The 20,297-nt window shown below is 51.3% G+C and carries 13 protein-coding genes; 1 reads left to right on the top strand and 12 read right to left on the bottom strand.

What is annotated here, in order from left to right; all coding sequences use genetic code 11:
• Window positions 1-776: 776 nt before the first annotated feature.
• Window positions 777-1,676, bottom strand: a complete 900-nt coding sequence (trhO, locus tag ACTHPM_RS10930) for an oxygen-dependent tRNA uridine(34) hydroxylase TrhO (RefSeq protein ID WP_440395190.1) — start codon at window positions 1,674-1,676, stop codon at window positions 777-779.
• Between the two features lie 421 nt (window positions 1,677-2,097).
• Between trhO and ACTHPM_RS10925 the strand changes: the two genes are divergently transcribed.
• Window positions 2,098-4,146: a methyl-accepting chemotaxis protein gene (locus ACTHPM_RS10925; RefSeq protein ID WP_440395189.1), complete on the top strand. Its 2,049-nt coding sequence runs from the start codon at window positions 2,098-2,100 to the stop codon at window positions 4,144-4,146.
• Between the two features lie 30 nt (window positions 4,147-4,176).
• Here the strand turns inward: ACTHPM_RS10925 and ACTHPM_RS10920 are convergent, their stop codons facing one another.
• From ACTHPM_RS10920 to ACTHPM_RS10870, 11 genes are all read right to left on the bottom strand, one after another.
• Window positions 4,177-5,397: an MFS transporter gene (locus ACTHPM_RS10920; protein ID WP_440395188.1), complete on the bottom strand. Its 1,221-nt coding sequence runs from the start codon at window positions 5,395-5,397 to the stop codon at window positions 4,177-4,179.
• 174 nt (window positions 5,398-5,571) lie between these two features.
• The gene (locus ACTHPM_RS10915) at window positions 5,572-6,417 is read right to left on the bottom strand and encodes a carbohydrate ABC transporter permease (protein WP_440395187.1); all 846 of its coding nucleotides are present in this window, start codon (window positions 6,415-6,417) and stop codon (window positions 5,572-5,574) included.
• Window positions 6,418-6,444: 27 nt separating this feature from the next.
• Window positions 6,445-7,347: a carbohydrate ABC transporter permease gene (locus tag ACTHPM_RS10910; RefSeq protein WP_440395186.1), complete on the bottom strand. Its 903-nt coding sequence runs from the start codon at window positions 7,345-7,347 to the stop codon at window positions 6,445-6,447.
• Between the two features lie 102 nt (window positions 7,348-7,449).
• Window positions 7,450-8,826 carry an ABC transporter substrate-binding protein gene (locus ACTHPM_RS10905; protein ID WP_440395185.1) on the bottom strand — a complete coding sequence of 459 codons (1,377 nt, stop codon included), beginning with the start codon at window positions 8,824-8,826 and terminating at the stop codon, window positions 7,450-7,452.
• 283 nt (window positions 8,827-9,109) lie between these two features.
• The gene (locus ACTHPM_RS10900) at window positions 9,110-10,411 is read right to left on the bottom strand and encodes an extracellular solute-binding protein (protein WP_440395184.1); all 1,302 of its coding nucleotides are present in this window, start codon (window positions 10,409-10,411) and stop codon (window positions 9,110-9,112) included.
• A gap of 37 nt (window positions 10,412-10,448) precedes the next feature.
• Window positions 10,449-11,432: a substrate-binding domain-containing protein gene (locus ACTHPM_RS10895; protein WP_440421531.1), complete on the bottom strand. Its 984-nt coding sequence runs from the start codon at window positions 11,430-11,432 to the stop codon at window positions 10,449-10,451.
• A gap of 6 nt (window positions 11,433-11,438) precedes the next feature.
• The gene (locus tag ACTHPM_RS10890; RefSeq protein ID WP_440395182.1) at window positions 11,439-13,241 is read right to left on the bottom strand and encodes a cache domain-containing sensor histidine kinase; all 1,803 of its coding nucleotides are present in this window, start codon (window positions 13,239-13,241) and stop codon (window positions 11,439-11,441) included.
• Window positions 13,242-13,245: 4 nt separating this feature from the next.
• Window positions 13,246-14,853 carry a response regulator gene (locus ACTHPM_RS10885; RefSeq protein WP_440395181.1) on the bottom strand — a complete coding sequence of 536 codons (1,608 nt, stop codon included), beginning with the start codon at window positions 14,851-14,853 and terminating at the stop codon, window positions 13,246-13,248.
• 177 nt (window positions 14,854-15,030) lie between these two features.
• A complete protein-coding gene (locus tag ACTHPM_RS10880) occupies window positions 15,031-16,569 on the bottom strand; it encodes a response regulator (RefSeq protein WP_440395180.1) in 1,539 nt (512 codons plus the stop codon).
• A gap of 1 nt (window position 16,570) precedes the next feature.
• Window positions 16,571-18,466, bottom strand: coding sequence for a sensor histidine kinase (locus ACTHPM_RS10875; protein ID WP_440395179.1), 1,896 nt, complete (start codon window positions 18,464-18,466; stop codon window positions 16,571-16,573).
• Between the two features lie 104 nt (window positions 18,467-18,570).
• Window positions 18,571-20,250 (bottom strand): extracellular solute-binding protein, encoded by a 1,680-nt coding sequence (locus ACTHPM_RS10870; protein WP_440395178.1) that lies wholly within the window; start codon window positions 20,248-20,250, stop codon window positions 18,571-18,573.
• Window positions 20,251-20,297 lie beyond the last annotated feature (47 nt).

Genomic DNA, 20,297 nt, shown 5'->3' with positions numbered 1-20,297 from the left:
TCCGAATGTTCCCCGTAGAAAATAGTTCATAAACATTCGGAGGCAACAGCGATGGAAGCATCGTCTGACCGCGGAGCGCTGTAATGCGCCGAGTGATGCATAACATTTTCATTCGCAGGGCTCCCAAGGACTCCATATGCACTATGACGTTTTTCCAAAAGGAAGCTCCAAGGGAAGGGTGCCGAAACTCAAAAAAGCGAAGCATCCGCTCAAAGGAATTGGTGAATACGCACAATCCCAGCGGAGAGGGCAGACGAATGCGCACAAGCGGAGCGTTCGCCTTTGCCTCCGAATGTTCCCCGTAGAAAATAGTTCATAAACATTCGGAGGCAACAGCGATGGAAGCATCGTCTGACCGCGGAGCACTTTATAGCGCCGAGTGATGCGTAACAATTTCATTCGCAGCGCCTTCAATATGCCGCAGAGGCATCCTGAATCCGCTCGAAGAAGTGACGAACAAGCACAATCCCAGCGGAGAGGGCAGACGAATGCGCACAAGCGAAGCGTTCGCCTTTGCCTCCGAATGTTCTCCATAGAAAATAGTTCAAGAACATTCGGAGGCAACAGCGATGGAAGCATCGTCTGACCGCGCAGCGCTTTATTGCGCCGAGTGATGCGTAACAATTTCATTTCGCAGCGCCTTCTTCGCCGAGTGGTGCATAGCGATTCATAATGCACCGCAATAAAGGCATCCAAGAGAAACATCAAAAAGCAGGCGCCTCATCCCATAAGTTCTGGGTTGATGCGCCTGCTTATTTTATAGTGCTATGAGACCATTACGCCTGCACGGTCATAACCGCTTCTCTGCACTCGTCGGAGCAGAAGGACTGATGCTCTTCCTCGCAATCGGTGCAGCAGACATGCTGCTTGTTGCATACCGGGTTCGCGCAGTTGATATAACGGTCTTCCGTCGTTCCGCAGTGATGACATTTGGCGATGATCACGTCTTCTTCCGTGCGGTTGATCGGCACCGAGATGCGCTCATCGAATACGTAACATTTGCCGTCCCACAAGTGGCCCTGCACTTCCGGATCCTTGCCGTAAGTGACGATGCCGCCTTCGAGCTGGGATACATCCTGGAAGCCTTCCTTGATCAGGAAGCCGGTCAGTTTCTCGCAGCGGATGCCGCCTGTGCAGTAGGTCAGAACCGTCTTGTCCTTGTACTCGCTCATATTGTTGCGGATCCACTCGGGGAACTCGCGGAATGAGCCAACATCCGGACGGATGGCGCCGCGGAAATGGCCGATCTCGTATTCATAGTCATTGCGTCCGTCGATGACGACGACGTCATCCCGCTGCAGCATTTGATGCCATTCCACCGGGGAAAGACGTTTGCCGCCGATAACATTCGGATCAAGCTCTTCTTCGTAACGGAAAGTAACCAGTTCCTTCTTATGGCGCACGAAGATCTTTTTGAACGCATGACCTTCGGATTCGTCGATTTTGAACACCGTGTCCGCAAATAGCGGGTTGGCCTTCATGTCATTCATGTATTTTTCGGTTTGTTCCACCGTTCCGGACAACGTTCCGTTAATGCCCTCAGAAGCGATCAGAATACGCCCTTTAACGCCAAGATCCTTGCAATATTGAAGGTGCTCCGCCGTGAACTGCTCGGGGTCGGGAATGTGAACGAATTTATAATATAGCAAAATACGGTAATCTTTGGATGCTGTCATTATTATTTCACCTGTCTCATTAATTTATGAAGCTTCATGATTCTGTGCCGGTCTGCACAATGACTTTTTTCCCAAAAACAGTTGACTGTTGTGAAAATACATCATCAATTTTTCCTTATATATTGTAGATGAACCTGCCAGGCATAGTCAACTTAAAAAGTATGGAACCCTACAATTATCGGCATTTCGTCAAGATTTAATCGCTTTTGCTATTTAAAATGAACGAAAGGTTGCTTTTTCTGGATCCGATCTGGAATACAGGTTATGCACTTTCCCTCGCTTTCAATCAATATCAATTTATATAGAAGAGAATAAATTCGATAAAATGAAGAAGATAATCAATAGAGACTCCCTGTAAAGGCCGGTATAGTCATATTATGCCAAATATATCTTCTTTACGGTCATATAGGGGGACTTGCCGATGAGAGAAAAGTCATGGAAGGAACCGTTCCGCTGGAACCCGCTGCAGTCGATCGGAACGAAAATTGCCCTTATCATGGTCACTGCCATTATTGCCTTTGTGGCGGTGACGGGCGTAGTATCATATCAAATTTCCAAGAAGGCGTTGGAACGCGAAGTTACCAGCGCGTATCTGGAGACGGCTTTACAAACGAGTCAGAAGCTTGATTATCTGTATCAATCCTTAAATAAAATAATGCTGCAGATGATGGTCGACAAGACGATGAAGAATACGGTCCTTGAGCTGTTCAACCAGAAGGATAATCAGGCGGAATATCCGCAGCTTGCAGATGCGCTGGATACGATACTTCAATCCTACATGTTCTCGAATGCGTACATTACTTCCATTGAAGTGCTGCAGACCGACGGAACCCTCGTTCCTACGCTTTCGGGTCTGCTCGCAAGCAAAAATTACGGCAACGAAGAATGGTTTAAAAATATTGTACAGAGCGGCGGACAATCCGTATGGATCGACCATAACCTGGACGGAAACAGGAATACGAATCCGACCATTACGCTGGGCCGGGTGATTTCCGGTGAAGGTGTGTCCGAGGGTTACTGCGTAATTCTCATCGATATCGATCTGGCTGCGATCAAAGAGCAGGTCGAGAACGTACATATGGGGGATGGCGGCAGCATTCAGGTCATTAGTCCGCAGAATCGGGTCATATACAGCAAGGCGTCGTCCCAGCTTGGTCATAAATCCGATATATCTATCCCTCCTGAAGGGTTAAGCCAGCCCAAATATTCCTTCCTTACGCAGGATAAATCCAAACGTGTCGTGATGGCCAAATCCGAAACCAACAGTTGGTTTACGATCGGCATGATCCCGGTTGGCGAAATGCTGAAGGACACGAAGCAAATTTTCCAAGCAACGTTATGGGTGCTCGGGTCCGCGTTCATCCTGGCTGTATTGATGGGCTGGCTTGTCGCCCGCATGATCGGCAGACCGCTCAGCCATTTACGGGAACTGATGAGGCAAGGGGCGGATGGTAATCTGCAAGTAAGAACCAATGCCGTATCGAGAGACGAAATCGGTCAGGTCGGAAAGAGCTTCGATGAAATGATGCTGCATTTGACGAATCTGGTTCACCATACGGAACAATCTGCTGCCGAAATGCTTCAGATGGCGAGTGAGCTGTCCTATGTATCCCTCAATACGGAGGAAACGGCAAAAGAAATCGCATCGGCTACCTCAGACATCGCCAAGGGCAGCGAAGGTCTTGCTAATGATGCGGAACACGGCAAACTGCTGGCGCAGAGATCCAATCAACAGACGGAGACGCTCGTTCAGACCAGCAGGGAGATGCAGAGCCTTGCGGAGGATGTGAATGAAACCAGCCGCATAGGAACGGATTCGATGCTTGAACTGATCCGGAAGACCGAGGACATGGAAGAAAGGATCGGCTCCATGATCGGCAGGGTTGAAAAGCTGCAGGAAAGCACGGAGTCCATTTCAGGCGTGCTGGATATCCTTACCCAATTAATGAAGCAAACGAATGTCCTGTCCCTCAATGCCACGATCGAGGCAGTTAGGGCAGGCAGTTACGGTAAGGGCTTTAGAGTGGTGGCAGACCAAATCCGGGCGCTGTCGGAGCAGGCTAAGCGATCCGTAGACGCTGTCGGCCAGATTACGGAAGCCATTCAGCAGGATATTAAGGAGACCGCGCAGGTCCTGCATGATTCGAGCCCTATCTTTATGGAACAGATTTCGTCCGTAAAAAATGCCGATACGCTCTTTAACCAGGTCGGATCGCAAATGGGTGAGCTCATGAGCTACTTGTCACTGGTGAACAGCTCGATTCTCGAATTGGAGCAGTCGCAGCTACAGCTGTCGGATGCGATGGTGGGCGTCAGCGTCGTATCGGATCAATCCCTGGCCACATCCGAGGAAGTGGCTTCGCTCAGCAACGAGCAGCTTGGAATCAGCACGGGGCTCGTACATTTGTCTAAGAAGCTTCAGGTTCTTTCCGGCGTAATAAAAGACTCCCTGTCCCGGTTTAAGATTTAATCCCGGGCGGGAGTCCTTTTTTTGTTTTTCTTATAACGTGACCTGATCGGCGGCCGCGGGAGGGACGGAATCCCATTTGCGGTTATCCCGCCCTGCCAGCTTCTGAAATACGGGAATGGCGAACAGGCATGCAATAGTGATGACGACGATCGTCATAAAAGCCAGACCGCGCATTTCGGTGAGCGAGAAGGTCAAACTCAGCAGCACGCACCGCGTAAATACCAGTATGCACTCCCTCCATACGAGGAAGCTGCGTTTGGTAGCCGGATCCAGATGCTTGATGTATTTGAACTGCTGGGCGTTCCAGACGATGGAAAAGTAGAACATGCCAATCGAGGTCAGCACATTGGAAAGAATCAGCATTGCCGGAAGATGAAGCAGCGCGATGACAAACCCGGCGGCGAGCATGAAGGTGCCGATCCAGAGCCAGCGCATCTCGTTAAATTTGATGCGGCGGTATAGCCACAGCCCCAGCAGGGACGATAGTGTATACAGCAAATTCAGCAGCGCGATCTGCAGCTTGTTTTGCGTCACGGAAAAGGTGAAGAGAAGGGCAAATAAATTCTGGAACTGCAAGAAGATACCCGCCGCCAGCAGTGAGAACAGGACCCATTTGGCGCCGGGATAGCTAAAGGACCTCCGGAATCCCATGGTATACAAGGGCTCGCAGGTTAGGGTGCCTGAAGACGGAGGCGGGAGGGAAATGCGCGGCATTGTGCATGCGTACAGCAGCATGACCGCGATGAAGATCAGCATGGTAACGAAGGAGCCGCTGTAACCGAAGCCTTGGATGACCGCTGCGGAAAGGATGGGTACGGCCATGTTCAGCACCTGCGAGGTAATGTTAATGGCCGCAAAATAAGGAGCGAGCTCGTTTTCTTTTCCTTGCATCGCAATCCCCAGGTTCTGGGAGGATTGAGAGAACCCGAACATCATGCCGACAGGAATGCCAAGCAGCACGATCCATAGCAGCCGGTTATCCAGATGAACGAACATTAGATACATGAACGCCACGGCTCCGCATAGCGCGGAGACAGCAAGAAGCACCCGGATGGAATATTTGCTGATCAGCTTCGAGGCGAGGGCAAATGTCAGTCCCCAGCAGATGTACATGGACACATTATAAAGGGAAACTTCATCAATTCCTTGATTGGACTCCCATATATACAAGTTGACAAAGATGGCGATATAAATAGAGATAATTGAGCTGATAATATTCATGACCAGCAGTTTCCGTATATCGTTAGACATGTTGTCCGCTCCCTTTTTACGATGGATATGACTGTCAATGAAGCCGTATACAAACAATAACCTTAGCATGGACTCTCCCAGACTAAGGTTTGTTTGTATGGATATCAGAGAATCGCTGCCCGGAAACTTAAACTGACGTCCCCGTATGCTGGCAAAACGTCTTTACGTCTTTCATTACTTGATGGCACCTGCCGTAATGCCGCTCGCGATTTGGCGTTGAAAGAACATATAGATGACGAGAACAGGAACCATGGTGATAAGCAATCCCGCGAAGAGAGGGCCCCACTCGGTACGATACTGCATCTGCGCCTGCATCATGGCGATGCCGACCGGAAGCGTGTAATGTTCGGGATCGTTCACCAGGATGGTGCCGATAATGTATTCGTTCCAGATGTTCAGCACGTTCACGATACCCACCGTAATCAGACCGGGTTGGGACAAGGGAAGCATCACCTTGAAGAATATGCCGAAGTACGATGCGCCGTCAATTCCGGCCGCTTCCTCAAGCTCCTTGGGCAAGCTTTTGAAAAAGCCGACCAGGACAAATACGCCGAAAGCGATCAAGGTTGACGCATACACGAGAATTAATCCGAAGGAGGAGTTGGTCAGGTGCATGGAGTTCAACAGGAAGAAGAGCGGAATGAGCGCAAGGCTGAAAGGAATCATCATCGACGCGATGTAAATTAAATAAAGGATGCTGCTCCCCTTGAACGGATATCTTGCAAGCACGTATGCCGTAGTCGCGGCGAGAAATAATCCCAGCAAGGTCGAACCGACCGTAACGACAACGGAATTCATGAAGTACTTATCGAAGCTGAATTCGCTCCATACATACGTAAAGTTGCTCCACAGCAGCGGTAGATCCGGTAAGGACCATGGCATTTTGCGGAAAAATTGATCATTGTTTTTCAGGGCGTCAAGGAGTGTCCACAGCAGCGGATAGAGCACGGAAAAACCCCAAATGATCAGAATAGCATAGAATATGATTTTAAAGAATGGATTTAGACCGCCTGATTTCATAATTTGTTCCTCCCGTGCATTTTCAGATCAGCTGATTTCAATCGTTTCCTGGCGCATTAAACGCTGTAGAATGACCGTTGTGATGAGCGAAACGATCAAAATCAGTACGCCGATGGCGGCGCCGTAACCGAAATGGTATTGGCTGAAGGCCATCTGGTACAAGTAGGAACCCATAACCTGAGTGGAGTTGTCGGGTCCGCCGTTCGTCATGATCATGACGATGACGAAGGAGCCGTTCAGCGTCGTCATCATGATGTTCAGGATGGACACCTTCATTTGCTCCCAGATCAGCGGCAGGGTGATGAAACGGAACTGCGTCCATTGCCCCGCGCCTTCGAGACCCGATGCCTCATAGTAGGATTCCGGAATGCTTTGAATCGCTGCGATCAGGAGAATCATGTAGAAACCGATACCGGCCCAAATCGCCGGCGGCAGCAGCATCCAGATGGTGTGGCTGGTGAAGCCGAGCCAGGTAATGTCAACCTTGTCTTCCGTGAAAAGCGACAGAAAGGAGTTCAAAAATCCGATCTGCGGATTATAAATGAAATTCCATAGTACGCCGATAACGACGACGGAAATAACGTTCGGAATGAAGAAGATGGACCGGAAAAAGTTCGATAGCTTGAAGCGGAACCGGGTCAATGCGATGGCAAAGAAGGTTGCCAGAATCATGATGCCGATAATTTTGCCGACGACGAGGAAGTAATCGTTCCCCATCGCGTTCCAGACGATCGGATCATGAAGCATTTCCTTGAAGTTGTCCAAACCGATAAACGTTTTATTGTCGGAGGAGCCGGACCAGTCAAACAGGGAATAGTACATCGCCTGGATGACGGGATAAATCATGAACACGCAAAAGAACAGAAACGTGGGGAGAATGAAGGTTGCGATAAACAGGTTACGCTGCCACTTGGTTGTTCCCAATTTCATCCGGTTAAACCCGCCTTTCCAAAATAATTTAAGGAGGATGACCGAAGAATAAATCCTCGTCATCCTCCGTCTCTGTAGTTTGTTGCTAGTGGTTATTCAATTTTATTTTGCTGCTTTTTTGGCTGCTTCCACGACGCGCTCAACCCATTGTTCAGGCGTGATTTTGCTGATCGTCAGGGCGTCTGTAGCATCCTGCATCGCTTTATCGACGTCGGCGTTGAACGTGATGGCAGGAACGACAACCGTGTTCGCATCGGTCAGGTATTTCGCGGCGTCTTTCACATGGCTAGGCGCGTTGGAAGAACTGATGTCGCCTTTGATGTTGGAAGGTGCGCCGCTAAGCTCTGCCCACTGGGAAGCCTGCGCTTTGGAGAATACGAACTGCAGGAAAGCTTTTGCAGCTTCTTTGTTTTTCGCATTCTTCGCGATGGCTACGTTCGATGTGGAAGTGTTGGCAACGACTTTGCCGCCTGCATCCTGCGTAACCGAAGGGATGAAGCCGAAGGAGAAGCCGCCCGGAATGTCTTTGGCCATTTCGTTCGGTAGCCAGAGGCCGTTCGGGATAAAGGCATCCTTATGCTGCAGGAACAGCATCTGGGAATCCGTATGGTTGATTTGAATGGAAGCCTTGTCGATGAACCCTTTATCGCGCAGCTCCACGATTTTGTTCAAAGCCGTCAGAACGGCCGGTTGTTGGAAAGCCTCCACCTTGGAAGCAGCCATGTCCTGAAGGATCGAAATATCGTTGTTATTCGCAGAAACGATAGCCGGATACAGAATGGCACCGTTAATGTAGTAAGGGTATTTACCAGTATGGATGAAAGGCGTCGTGCCGGCGGCTTTGATCTTATCGCTCACAGCCAGGAAGGACTGCCAGTCGGTCGGCTCTTCCCATCCTTTTTCTTTAAAGAGGGCTTTGTCCCAGAATACGCCCCAAGAGTTCAAGACGAGGGGAATATCATACACTTTGCCGTCAAACTCTTGTGCAGGCTGAGCCAGAATATCGGTGATTTTCTCGCCGTCGATATTTTTGGCGTCCTTCAGCCAGTCGGTCAGGTCTTCGAGCTGCCCGTCTTCCACCATCTGGCGGTCATTCAGGTTCGGTCCGTCGATGTATACGAAATCCGGCGGATTGCCTCCGACCCAGCGGGGTTTCATTTGATCGTTGATTTTCGGTCCGCCGCTTGATTTGATCTTCAGATCAGGGTTTGCAGCCTGGAAGTCCGCAATGACCTTCTTCCACCATTTATCGCCGTAGCCGCCGACGAAGTATTGGATTTCAAAATCACCTGTCAGTTTCTTGGCCCCGTCGTCGGTTGCGGCGGGAGTCGTCGTACCTTCGTCCGTTTTAGCCGGTTCTTCCGTTTTTGGGGATTCCGGTTCTTTAGCTTCATCTTTGGAGCTGCTGCAGCCTGCCAGTGGAGCCACAGCCAGCAAAGCAGCGATGCCGAGTGCCGCCAATTTTGTTTTAGTGACCATCAAAGCTAACCCTCCTTGATAATATAATTCAACGCCATTTTGTCTAGGTTCTTGAATAACAGCGCCTACATTCATCATAGAGAGAGAAGACATGCGGCTCCATCGAATTTCTTCCATGAATTCTTTATTATTTTCTTTTCCGGGAGAAGCATGGTTCTGCTTCAGTTCATTAGATCCGGATTATTTTCCGTAACAAAAAGAGCCGGACATCATGTCCGGCCCTGCATCGCGTGTTCATATGAATCGGCGCTTTCACGTAAATAGCGATCGTGGTGTGCTTTCCTTACTGCCTCTGATGCTTTTTAAGCTCCTGCTGCTCTTCCTCGGCAAATTGCTGAAGCTGATCCAGCGCTTGTTTGGGCGAGACATGATCATGGAGCACCGCGTCGCCCATCTTGCGCGCGGTATCCATGACGGCCTGCCATTCCGGCTGCTGGATCGGGTAATAGCTCGCTTCCCTCAGCGCATCCAGATCGGATTTCATTTCCTCGTTCGCCGAGCCGAGCCGCTCCCCGGTAAGCTTCGTTACCGGCAGGAAGCCTTCCTGCTGAATGATTTCCTCGTAAATCGGGCTGGAGTACAGATAGTCCAGAAATTTGGATATGGCCTCTTTATTGGTATGGTCCGTCTTGAACGAAACCAGCGTGTCCTGAACGCCGAAGTTAATCGGCTTAACCCCGTCTTTGACGGGGATAGGGCCTTTATCGTACTCAAGATCGGGAAACTCGCGCGGAACGACCAGATTGAAGTAGTTGCCCGAGATCATCATGCCAAGCTTGCCGTCGCCGAGCACGCGCTGCTTCTCATCCCGGGTCGTTACGGTTGGATCCGTGTCGGTCAGACCCTCCACGTACAAATCCCGCAGGAAGGTCAGTCCTTCCACGTTTTCCGGTGAGTTGATCGTCCATTTGCCGTTTTTGATCCAGCCTCCGCCCGCACCAAGGAAAAAGTAGGAGAGGTAGGCTTGGATTTCATTGTCGGTCAAGTCCACGCCGAAGCCGCGGGCCTTGCCGGTATTTTTGATTTTTCTGGCAGCCTCCCTGAGCTCCGACCATGTCGCCGGAGGCGAGGAAATGCCGGCTTCCCTGAACAGCTGTTTGTTATAATACAGCTTTCGCGTCGAAGACACGTAAGGGATGGCGTACTGCTTTCCGTTCCAGCGATCGAGCTTCAGCAGATCCGGGTAAAACTTGTTCTTAAGCTCGGGCGAAATCAACTCGTCCATGTCATTCAGCAGCCCGTCATTGGCGAAATGGGTATAGACATTCGTGTTCAGCAGATCAGGCGGCTGGCTTTTGCTGATCATGGTCGTATAGATGATATCGAGGATATCCCAGTTGGCAACCTGCAGGTTAATGACGATATCCGGGTTTTTGAGCATGAAGTCCTGCACCAGATTTTCAAGCAGCGGCCTCGTTTGCGAGCTGTATTCCGAGGCTACGAAGTTAATGAGCGCAGGCGGGGTATCCTTAGGCTTGAGCGTTTGCTTCGGTTCCTGCGAGCCTGAGCAGGAAAGGAGCAGCGGCGGTATGAGCAAAAGTGAAATAGATATCTTGGCCAGGTTGGCGAGCAGGCGGAAGTACATCGTATCCTCACACCTTTCTATAGGAGATCCGGATCATTTATTTGTCGATAAAAGGAAACAAAAGCTTCTGATTTTCCTGGGAGTACATATTATCCTTGGTAACAATGATCGAATTCGTGTAGGTGACGGGCTTGACCTTTTTGCCGTCCATAAGATCAAGCACAGTCTGTACGCCCAGATAACCGATATTAAAAGGCTGCTGTACAACGGTCGCATTCAGCGTTCCCTCCTCCAGCAGGTGGATTTCGTACACGGAGGTGTCGAAGCCGATCAGCTTGATGAGGCCGGTTCGGTTCGCATCCTTAATGGCCTTGGCTGCGCCGAGCGCCGCGGACTCGTTCAGCGCGATAATCGTGTTCAGGTCGCTGTGATCCCTCATGATGGTTTTGGCAATCATGTACGCACGTTCCTCGGAATCCGCATTGTAAAAAGTGCCATATATGCTGTCCGGGTAAGGGGAGAGAGCTTTTTTGACCCCTTTTTCCCTTTCCACAGAGACGCCGGAGTTGACAAAATCGCTGATGATCACCGCTTTGGGGTTGTTCTTGCTCTGCGAAAGCGTGACCTTGCCGGCCTGCATTCCGGCCGCGATATGGTCGTTGGATACGAGGGCGGGAGCGGCTTTGAGGCTGACAGGCGTATCGATGATAACCAGCGGGATTTTGGCCTCCTGGATTTTATTCATCTCCGCCGTGACGCGGTCGTCGTTGATCGGCGCGAGCACGACGGCCTGCGGCTTCTGCTCCAGCACTTCTTCAAGCAATCGGATTTGCGCCTCGACGTCGGTTTCCTGCAGAGGGCCCGCAATCGTGATATCCGCTCCGGCTTCCTTGGCGGCGGCTTGGGCTCCGGAGCTGACGGTCTGCCAGAAATCCGAGCGGATGTTGTGCTCCTTCAAGATCAGCACAATGCTGTGTTCCTGCTCGGGCGTCGGGATGAACAGCTTGAAGTACAGAATGATACATACGATGGATGCGATGAAAATGATCGTCATCAGAAGCGTGGCACGTTGTATTCGCATCGGCTGCTACTCCTTTATTCTCGGAATGGTGATGGTTACGATCGTGCCTTCTTCCGGCTCACTCCGGATTTGTATGCCGTACGTGTTGCCGAAGAACAGCTTAACCCGCTCGTTCACGTTGCCGATCCCGATTCCGCTCGTCGTCTTCTTTTTTTCCTGTTTGCCGTGAATCGTCCAGATGCTTTCCAGCTGCTCCGGCGTCATGCCCATCCCGTCGTCCTCGACCTCAAAAACGACGACCTCGTCTTGCTCGCGGCCCCGGATCGTAATTTTTCCGGGCTCAGGCTTGTTGCGAACGCCATGATAGATCGCATTCTCCACGAAAGGCTGAAGGAGGATCTTCAAGGTCTTGTAATGCATGATGTCCGGCGAAATGTCGATTTCATACTCAAGCTGTTCGTCGTAGCGCATTTTCTGAATCAACAGATAATTGGTGATATGCTCCACCTCGACCCGGATCGGCACGAGCTCTTTGTCCTTCGTAATGCTGGCCCGGAACAGCTTGGCGAGGGCGGACGTCATCCGTACGACCTCCTCGTGCTTTTGTTGCTCGCCCATCCAAATGATGGAATCCAGCGTGTTATACAGAAAGTGAGGGTTGATCTGCGACTGGAGCAGCATAAGCTCGCTTTTCCGTTTGCTTTCCTGATTGTCGATCGCTTCCTGCATCAGATTCTTGATCTGTGCCGTCATCAGGTTGAAGGAGCGCCCGAGCTGGCCGATTTCATTGATCGGTTCAATATTGGTGCGAACATCGAAATTTCCCCGTTCCACCTTTTTCATGTCGCGCTGCAATATGCGCAGAGGCTTGGACATGCGGTAGGACAGGAACAGCGACAGCATCAGCGAGAAAAGAATGCCGATAATGGCGAACAGCACGATCGAGTTGCGGATGGTGCCCTCGTTGGCGATCAAATCCTCCGAATACGCGACGCCGACGATTTTCCACCCGAAATTCGTATCTTGAACAGAGTAAATACGCTTGCCTTTGTCGTCATCGACGGTAAAGGAGGTACCGCTCTTTGCGGCTGTTGCCTTTGCGAGCGGCTCAGACCGAAGATTGCTGTAAATGAGCTGCTGCTGCGGATGATAAACGATATTGCCGGAATTATCGACGATGAACACATACCCCTTTTTGCCCATATCAATTTTGCTGCAGATGTCGTTGATGATGCTGAGGTTGAGGTCGACCAGGAAAATGCCCTCGCCGCGGATTCCGTCCGTGCTCTTCAACTCCCGGCTGAGGGAGACGACCCAGCGGTATTCGTTCTGGATCATGTTCTGGACATGAGGTGGGGAGATGACGGATTGGCCGCCCTTGCTCTGCGCCTCCTTATACCAGGACTGGTCTTCCAGCTTCGAGTATGGGTTAAGAAGGGTAATTCTGCGGTCCGAGACGTTGAAGCCGTTGTACCCGAACACCATAATCGCCGAAATGTCCTTACGGGAATACAGAATGGCCTGAAATAAATCCGAAATCCGCTTCTCGTAAGGCATGCGGTCGCTTTTGCTGATAAAGCTGTTGTTTGAGATGAAGTATTTGACGTCCTTGTTGGTCATGGCCAGCACGCTGATGTTTTCCATGTTGTCGATGTAGGACTGGATGTTGGAATTAACCTGCCGGATGATCTCCTGCACGTAGCCCTGCGAATTCGTTTCAACGGCATCGACCGACAGGCGGTAGCTGTTCAGGCTGATGACGAGCACGGTTACAAGGATCAGGCAGGAAAAGGTGAAGAAGATGCTGGACTGAATGCTCTTGAACGGCGGAAAGGGAATGAAGGAGGCTCGCTTTTTCAGTCTGAACATCGGATTAGTTCTCCATGGCGTGCCGGTCGCGATACTCTCTTGGCGTCATGCCGGCATGCTTCTTGAACAGGATGCTGAAATAATTCGGGTCCCCATATCCGACCTTTCCGGCAATTTCATAAAATTTGAGGGACGTATGCTGCAGCATTTCCCTGGCTTTGTCCATGCGGATTCGGGTCAGGTATTCGACGAAGGTTTCGCCGGTATGCTGCTTGAACACCAGGCTGAAATAGCTCGTACTCATCAGAACGTGGCGGCAAATATCCTGAAGGGACATTTTTTCTTCCGCATAATGCGTCTCGATATATTCGACCGCTTTCCGGATTTGCGTCAGCGTGTAATGATTCCGGTTGTCCGCGATGCAGGTCATGACGGAGGAGACCGTCTCCTCGAGCCACAGCTCGATCTCGTCGAGGGTCTTGAATTTGGATACGTCGGTCAGGTGAATTTGGCGGCTGTCTTCCAGCCCGAGCTCCTGCGTCGTGTTCATCAGGGAAAGGATAACCTTCTGAATATGCAGCAGGCAGGCGTCGAGAGGAGCCATGCTTGCTTTGAGATCGGCGACGAATTCCCGAATGAGCCGGTGCACATCCTGCAAGGAGCCGGTCTTGACCAGGGAGGCGAGCTGGCGGTCCCAATCACTGCGGGGCTGGCTTCCGTAAGAGGGCCTTCCCTCGAAGTCGAGAATGCTAAGCACGCGATTTTTGCCCAGCAAAAAACGGTAATCGAGGGCGGATAGGGCGCTTTTATAGGAGAGCGGAAGCTCTTCTTCTGTTCTGCACGCCTGTCCTACGCCGATGCTCACGGTGAATTTCAGGAACTTGTCGATGTAGAACCTCGCTTCTTCGGCAATACGGTACGCCTGCTCGTAGAGCGCGGTCTCGTCAGCCTCGCCTGATAACACCCAAACCATGCGCTCCTCCCGGGTGCGGAATAACAGCAGATTCTCCCGGAGGGCAATTTCCTCTAACACGTTATAAGCGGCATAACGGAGAATTTCGGTATCGTGGCCGGTCTCAGCCGGGATATGGCGCATGCCGAAATCATCAATATCCGTAACCATGACAAGCTGCAAGGGCGAGAGCGGAGGGAGGCCGAAGTATTGGAACCGTTCAGCGATCTCAGTCGGCCGCAGGCCATTCACGACAAGCCGTTCCAGAAAGCGCTCTTTGAGCAGCGGAAGGCTCTGCTTCAGCTGGCTGTAAAGGCGGCTTAAATCTTCGTGCTGCTGTGCCAGCTCGTCCATTTCGCGTTTGACCTTCTGCAGCAATCCCCTCATTTCATGAGCTGTAATCGGTTTCAAGATAAAGTCCGACACCTTAAGCCGGATCGCCTGCTGCGCGTATTCAAACTCGTCAAAGCCGGTAAGAATGATGATCTTTACATAAGGAAATTTATGAGTTACGGCGGCAGCCAGCTCCAGCCCGTCCATGAAAGGCATGGAAATGTCGGAAATGATCACGTCCGGTACCGTATGCTCCATCATCTCGAGTGCCTCGCGTCCGTTGGCATAGTCGCCAATCAGCTCAAAACCGTGCTCCTGCCAATCTATCGTTCGTTTCAACCCGTCACGGACAACCGCTTCATCATCGACGATAAAAACCTTGTACATCGGTGTCCCCCCTTGTTTGTATGCGCTATTTAGGATATGTCTGGAATAATTATACTTTAAAAGGAGATTTGTGAACACTGGATTTATCAGGCTTTCGACCCAGGATTGGGACTGTTCGCTCAGGCCGACGACAAAAAGAGCGTGCAAGGACTTTGCCTTGAACGCTCCGGTGAGGCTTTAATTCAAGCGGTGAATCCATGATTTCTCCCGGTACGCAATCGGAGAGAGGCCTTCGAGTTCGCGGAATACCCGGTTAAACTGTTTGACGTTCTCGAAGCCGACCAGCTCGGCAATTTCGTATACTTTCCGGTGCGTATGTTCGAGCAGCTCCTTGGACTTTTCGATACGCACTTTTTTCAGGTAAGGTACGAAGCTCATGCCTGTAAAATGCTTGAAGGCCTCGCTGAAGTAGGAGTAATTCAAGGAAACGTGATTAGAGACGGTGGCCATATTCAGCGGCTTGTCGTAATTTTGCCCGATATAATCGACAGCCGCTTTCATTTCGGCATTTCCGAGATGCGCTTCTCTAACGTCTTTGATGTAACCGTCCAGCCTTAGCAGCAGATCTTCCGCATCGTGAATATAATCGTTGATCGTTCTGCTGTGATACAGGTAACCGATTTGTTTGCAGCTTTTCAATATTTCCACCGAGGCTTCTCCGTAGCTCGTGAATACCTGGTCGAATACCAGCTCGTTCAGCAGTCTGCTCATCTGCTCCAGGTAGGAGATGTCATGGCGCTTGATCTCGTGCACGTTCATGATCTCGTGCCATAGCTGGTGAATTTCGCTTGTCCTGCCCGTACCCAGCAGGTTCGCCAGCCTGCGGATGCTCTCGTCCGGAAACTGCTGCGGCTTAGGAAGCATCCTAATTTCCCTGTAATAAAATCGTACGGAGCCCGGTTGGGTTTGCAGCATTCGGTACTTTAATGCCTGCCTCGCCTGAGCGTAGCTGTCTTTCACTTGGCGTGCCCCCGAGGTCTCCAAGCTGATGCCCATCCAGGCTTGTAGGTGCTTTTCCTGCAAAGAGGCGAAAAATTCAGTCAACTCGGGCTCCGTGGATGCAATGAGGACGAGTCCATGGTCCTTATCCTCAAAAAGAATGGAGCGGTCGGAAAAGGGAGCTTCCTCCCAAAGGTGGACTATGGAGGCGTTCTGCTGCTCGCTCTCAATGACACTCGTGACATACGAGGAGTCGAGGAGCCGGAGACCCGCGCCCGCGCAGCGCCTTTCCATTTCATCCGGCGTCATTTCCGGATGAAGAAGAATATAATTCAGCTGGTCTGCGGCATGCTCTTGACGGTATGCCTGCAGCTGCTCCAGTTCGCGGCTTACGCTCAGCTCCTGCTTCATCTCATCCGTGACCCGTATCAGTGCATGGAAAAGCTGCTCGCGTACGATCGGCTTAAGCAAATATTCCCTGACTTTATAGGTGATGGCTTCCTTGGCATATTGAAAATCGTCATAGCCGCTCAGAATGATGAAGGCCGGAGGCTGCTCCTCGCGGCTGAGCTCCTGAATCAGCTCAAGTCCATCCATGTCTGGCATGCGGATATCGGTAATGAGTATGTCCGCCTTTTCGGCACGATAAAGCTCAAGCGCTTCGGCGCCTCCTGCTGCCAGATGAATGCTGTATTGGTCTGGAAACTCTCTTTCGATCATGGCCTTGAGGCCGATGCGGATGTTGCGCTCATCATCGACAATGAACAGTCGGTACATATCAGGATTCGCCTCCGTTCAGGTTAAAATAAGGGACCTTCATCAATACCCGGGTGTATTTCCCTTCCTCACTTTCGACCCGCAGGCCGTATTCTGGCCCGTAAAACAGCTGCAAGCGCTGATGGACGTTGCGCAGGCCGATTCCGCTGCCGCTTCTTTCCGTGCTTGCGGCTTCCGGCTCTTGCTGGGGGAGTTCCAAAGAGCGGATGTTGTGGTTTAACCGCTCTGATTGCTCGCGGGGCATGCCCTTGCCGTCATCTTCGATGACGATGACCTGGCTGCGGTTGGCTTTATAGGTTTGAAGCGAGATGGTCAAGTCGGCTTTGTCACTTGCGCTGCGCAGACCGTGTTTGACGGCATTTTCAATGATGGGCTGCAGCGACATTTTCAGAACCTCCAGGTCAAGATCCTGCTCCTGCATTTCGGCATGGAAGTGAATCCGCTCGTCAAACCGCAGGTTCATGAGCGCCACGTAGTGACGGATGTGGTTCATTTCCTCGCGCAGCCGCACGTATTCGCTGCTCCATCGCAGATTGTATCTCATCATACTTCCCAGGGAAGTTAAGGCGTCGGAGATGGGCTGCTGATTTTCGACCTCGGCCAGCATTTTGATGTTTTCCAGCGTATTGTACAAAAAATGGGAGTCGATCTGGTTTTTGAGCGTTTTCAGCTCGGCTTCTTTCGAGGCGGCCTGTTTGTTGACCGCATCGGCGATGAGCTCGTTGATTTTGTTGATCATTTTACGGAAATGATGGGTGAGCTCGCCGACCTCGCTGCCACCGCCGACCGGAAGCTGGATGTTGAAATCGCCAAGGCGGATTTTTTTCATGGATAGGGTCAGCTGCCGCAGCTTTTTCAGTATCAACCCGTTCAGAAAAAAGGTCGAGACCGACAGAAGGGCGATCAGAATAACGTTTACGAGCAGTATGGTGTTCCGTGTTTTGTTCAGCTCCGCCAGTACGGCCTGCATCGAAGTCAAGTGCACGACGTAGGACCGGATGCTGTCGATGTACGCATAGACGACGAGATAGGACTTGCCGGATACGTTCAGCTTGAAATGGGCCAGCTTTGGATCCATTGTCGGATGAAGCCTTGCCCCTAGCTTCGCGTCGACCAGTTGGGAAGCAGGAAGCAGGGACCCGGAAGCCTCATGGGGATAGTACAGCCGCCCGGCTTCGTTCATCATGACCATTTGCGATTGCCCGTTGGTGTCATGGACTTGATACGTGCTTGGAAAGAAGCTCGTCAGCAGCATATCGATCTGAATCAGGCCGACATGCCTCCCTTTCGGATACTCGATCTCCCGCAGCAGCGACATTTTCTGACGGAATTCCTTTTCATCCTGGACGAGGTTGTGAATCGGCTCCTTATCCCTCTCCGAAATTTGCCATAGGCCGTTTCCACCCAAGCGACTTGCCTCCTCATACCACGGCTCGGTTAGCACACGGCTTTCCTTCAGGAAGACCGGCCAGATTTCACTGATGTACGGATTGTCCGAAAAGATTCGGATATGCTCGATCGCGGGATTGTTGAATTGGAGCCGTAAAATGTTGTTCACGGCACTATTGCTGAATTCAATCAGTTCGGCTGTATCCGGCTCGCTTGAGCGGTCGAGATAATACATGACCTCACGGTCCGACAAAGCCAGCTGGACGGCCCGCTCCATCGTTTCCATATTGTTTTTAATGTTTGTTTTCTCGATTTCGATCGAGCTTTCGCTTTTCCGCAGGACATCCTTCGTAAAGCTTTCATTCAGCTGCCTGAAAATAATCAGCGAAAACACGATGCTCGGAATCAGAATAATGATGACATAGGAAAAGAACAGACGCTGCTGCAGCGAATAGCGCTCAAGCCTGCGTATGAGATGCTGAATCCATGAGCGTAAGCGTATGAACATAAAAATCACATCCGGGAAGTAATATGGAGCATGACCATACGAAAATCCAAAAAGCCCGCGCAAAAATGGGGCTTTTTGGATGGATATGGGTTTATGGTTGCTGGTTATTTCAGAAATTCCTGCAGTTTTTTCACGTTGTCCTCGAATTTGGCTTGTTTGAAGGCTTCCACTTTGGCAAAGCCTGCTTTATCCCGTTTGTCGAGGAATTCGCTCCAGAGCTTGTCGAACTCTTCATCCGATTTGCTGAGCAGCAGCTTCGGCAGCGTCTTGCCCCAGGTCTGAGCGATTTTCGTACTGGCGACGCCTTCTTCGGAGTTGCCCGTCGGATTGATGTTGTCGTATTGCGAGAAGCTCTTCGTCTTGCCTTTGGTCCAGTCCTCCATCTGTTTGAACGGCTCTACGCTTGCCGGCTGCCACTGCAGAATCATGTTCGTGTCCTGCATCATCCAGAAGGTGAGGGAAGAGCCGTATTTTTTGTCAAATGCCGAGCGGTCCTTGTTCAGCAGCTCCAGCGCTTCCGGCTTGAACTGGTCCTTGCCGTCGATCGTGTCATAGCTCACGCCTTTTTCGCCGAGGTACAAGTCTTTTTGGCCTTCTTCGCTAATCAGGTATTCCAGGAAGCGGATTGCCCTTGCCTTGTCTTTGACCTTCTTCGAAATGAGCGTCACCGTCCAGCCCGAGATGCCTGGTCCGGAGAGGGTCGGAGGATCCAGCTTGGAGTTCGCCGGTCCGTCGACCGCGATGTAGACGGAATTCGGGTCTTTTGCATACAGCGCATTCTCTTGGGCCGTCAAATCGCTGCGCTGATACAGCATGGCGAAATATCGGCCTTGGGCCATTTTTTCTTCCATTTGCGGACGCTTGTCGATGAAGACGTCCTTCGCGAGCAGACCTTGCTCGTTCGCCTGGCGGATCGTCTTCAGCCAGCGGACATATTCGGGATCGGTCTGGCGGTCGTACAGCTTGCCGTCTTGTTCGTACGGGATGGCCAGGAAGTTTTGCAGGTAGCCTTCCAGACTTCCATTGCCGACGTCGTTGAATTCAGTCAGACCGAACGGAATGAGCGGCTGGCCTTCGACCTCGGGAAATTTCTCCTTCGCGGCTTTCAGCGCGTTCAGGAATCCTTCCGGTGTGCGCATGTCCGGTTTGCCGAGCGCTTCGTACATGTCTTTGCGGACGAGGAACGTCTGGTTCGATACGTATTCCCGCGAGTATTTTTCGAAATCCTTCGGCGAGGAGGAAGAGTTCGGATATACATAGGTATTGCCGTCATCCTGTTTGTACCAGGCCATTTTGGCCGGATCGGCCACCTTCATGAAGTAAGGGTCGTACTCATCCGCGAGCTTGTTCAGCGGGAGCACGAGATCGCCTTCGATCATCGACTTCACGCCGTCTTCCCACCAGCCCAGCGTGATGAAGTCAGGCAGGCTTCCGGATGCGATCATCGTGTTCAGCTTTTCGTTTTCGTTGCCGGCAGGCACGATAAAGTTGAGGTTGACGCCCGTTTTTTTCGTGACGTACTGAGAAGTCGGATCCACGCCCCATTTGTTGGCGAACCAGGAAAAGTTCAAGTACCAGTCGAACGTGATTGGCGAAGTATCGATTTTCCAGCCCGGCTCGTCAGCCGACACCGTTTTTGTTTCCGCGGCAGGTTCGTTTTTGCTTTCGGGCTGCTCTGCTTCTTTAGGTTCTTCTTTCGATGAGCCGCCGCATGCCGCGAGCGACAGCATCAGAGTGAAAGCCAGGAGCAGCAGGCTGCTCTTGCGAAATGCATTTTTTCTCATCATGTTTACCCCTCTGGATATATTTTTGGTGAAACGCGTGTTACCGT

Source organism: Paenibacillus sp. SAFN-054, assembly GCF_051966755.1.
Taxonomy (GTDB): domain Bacteria; phylum Bacillota; class Bacilli; order Paenibacillales; family Paenibacillaceae; genus Paenibacillus_AQ.
This window is presented reverse-complemented; position numbering and strand designations above follow the sequence as displayed.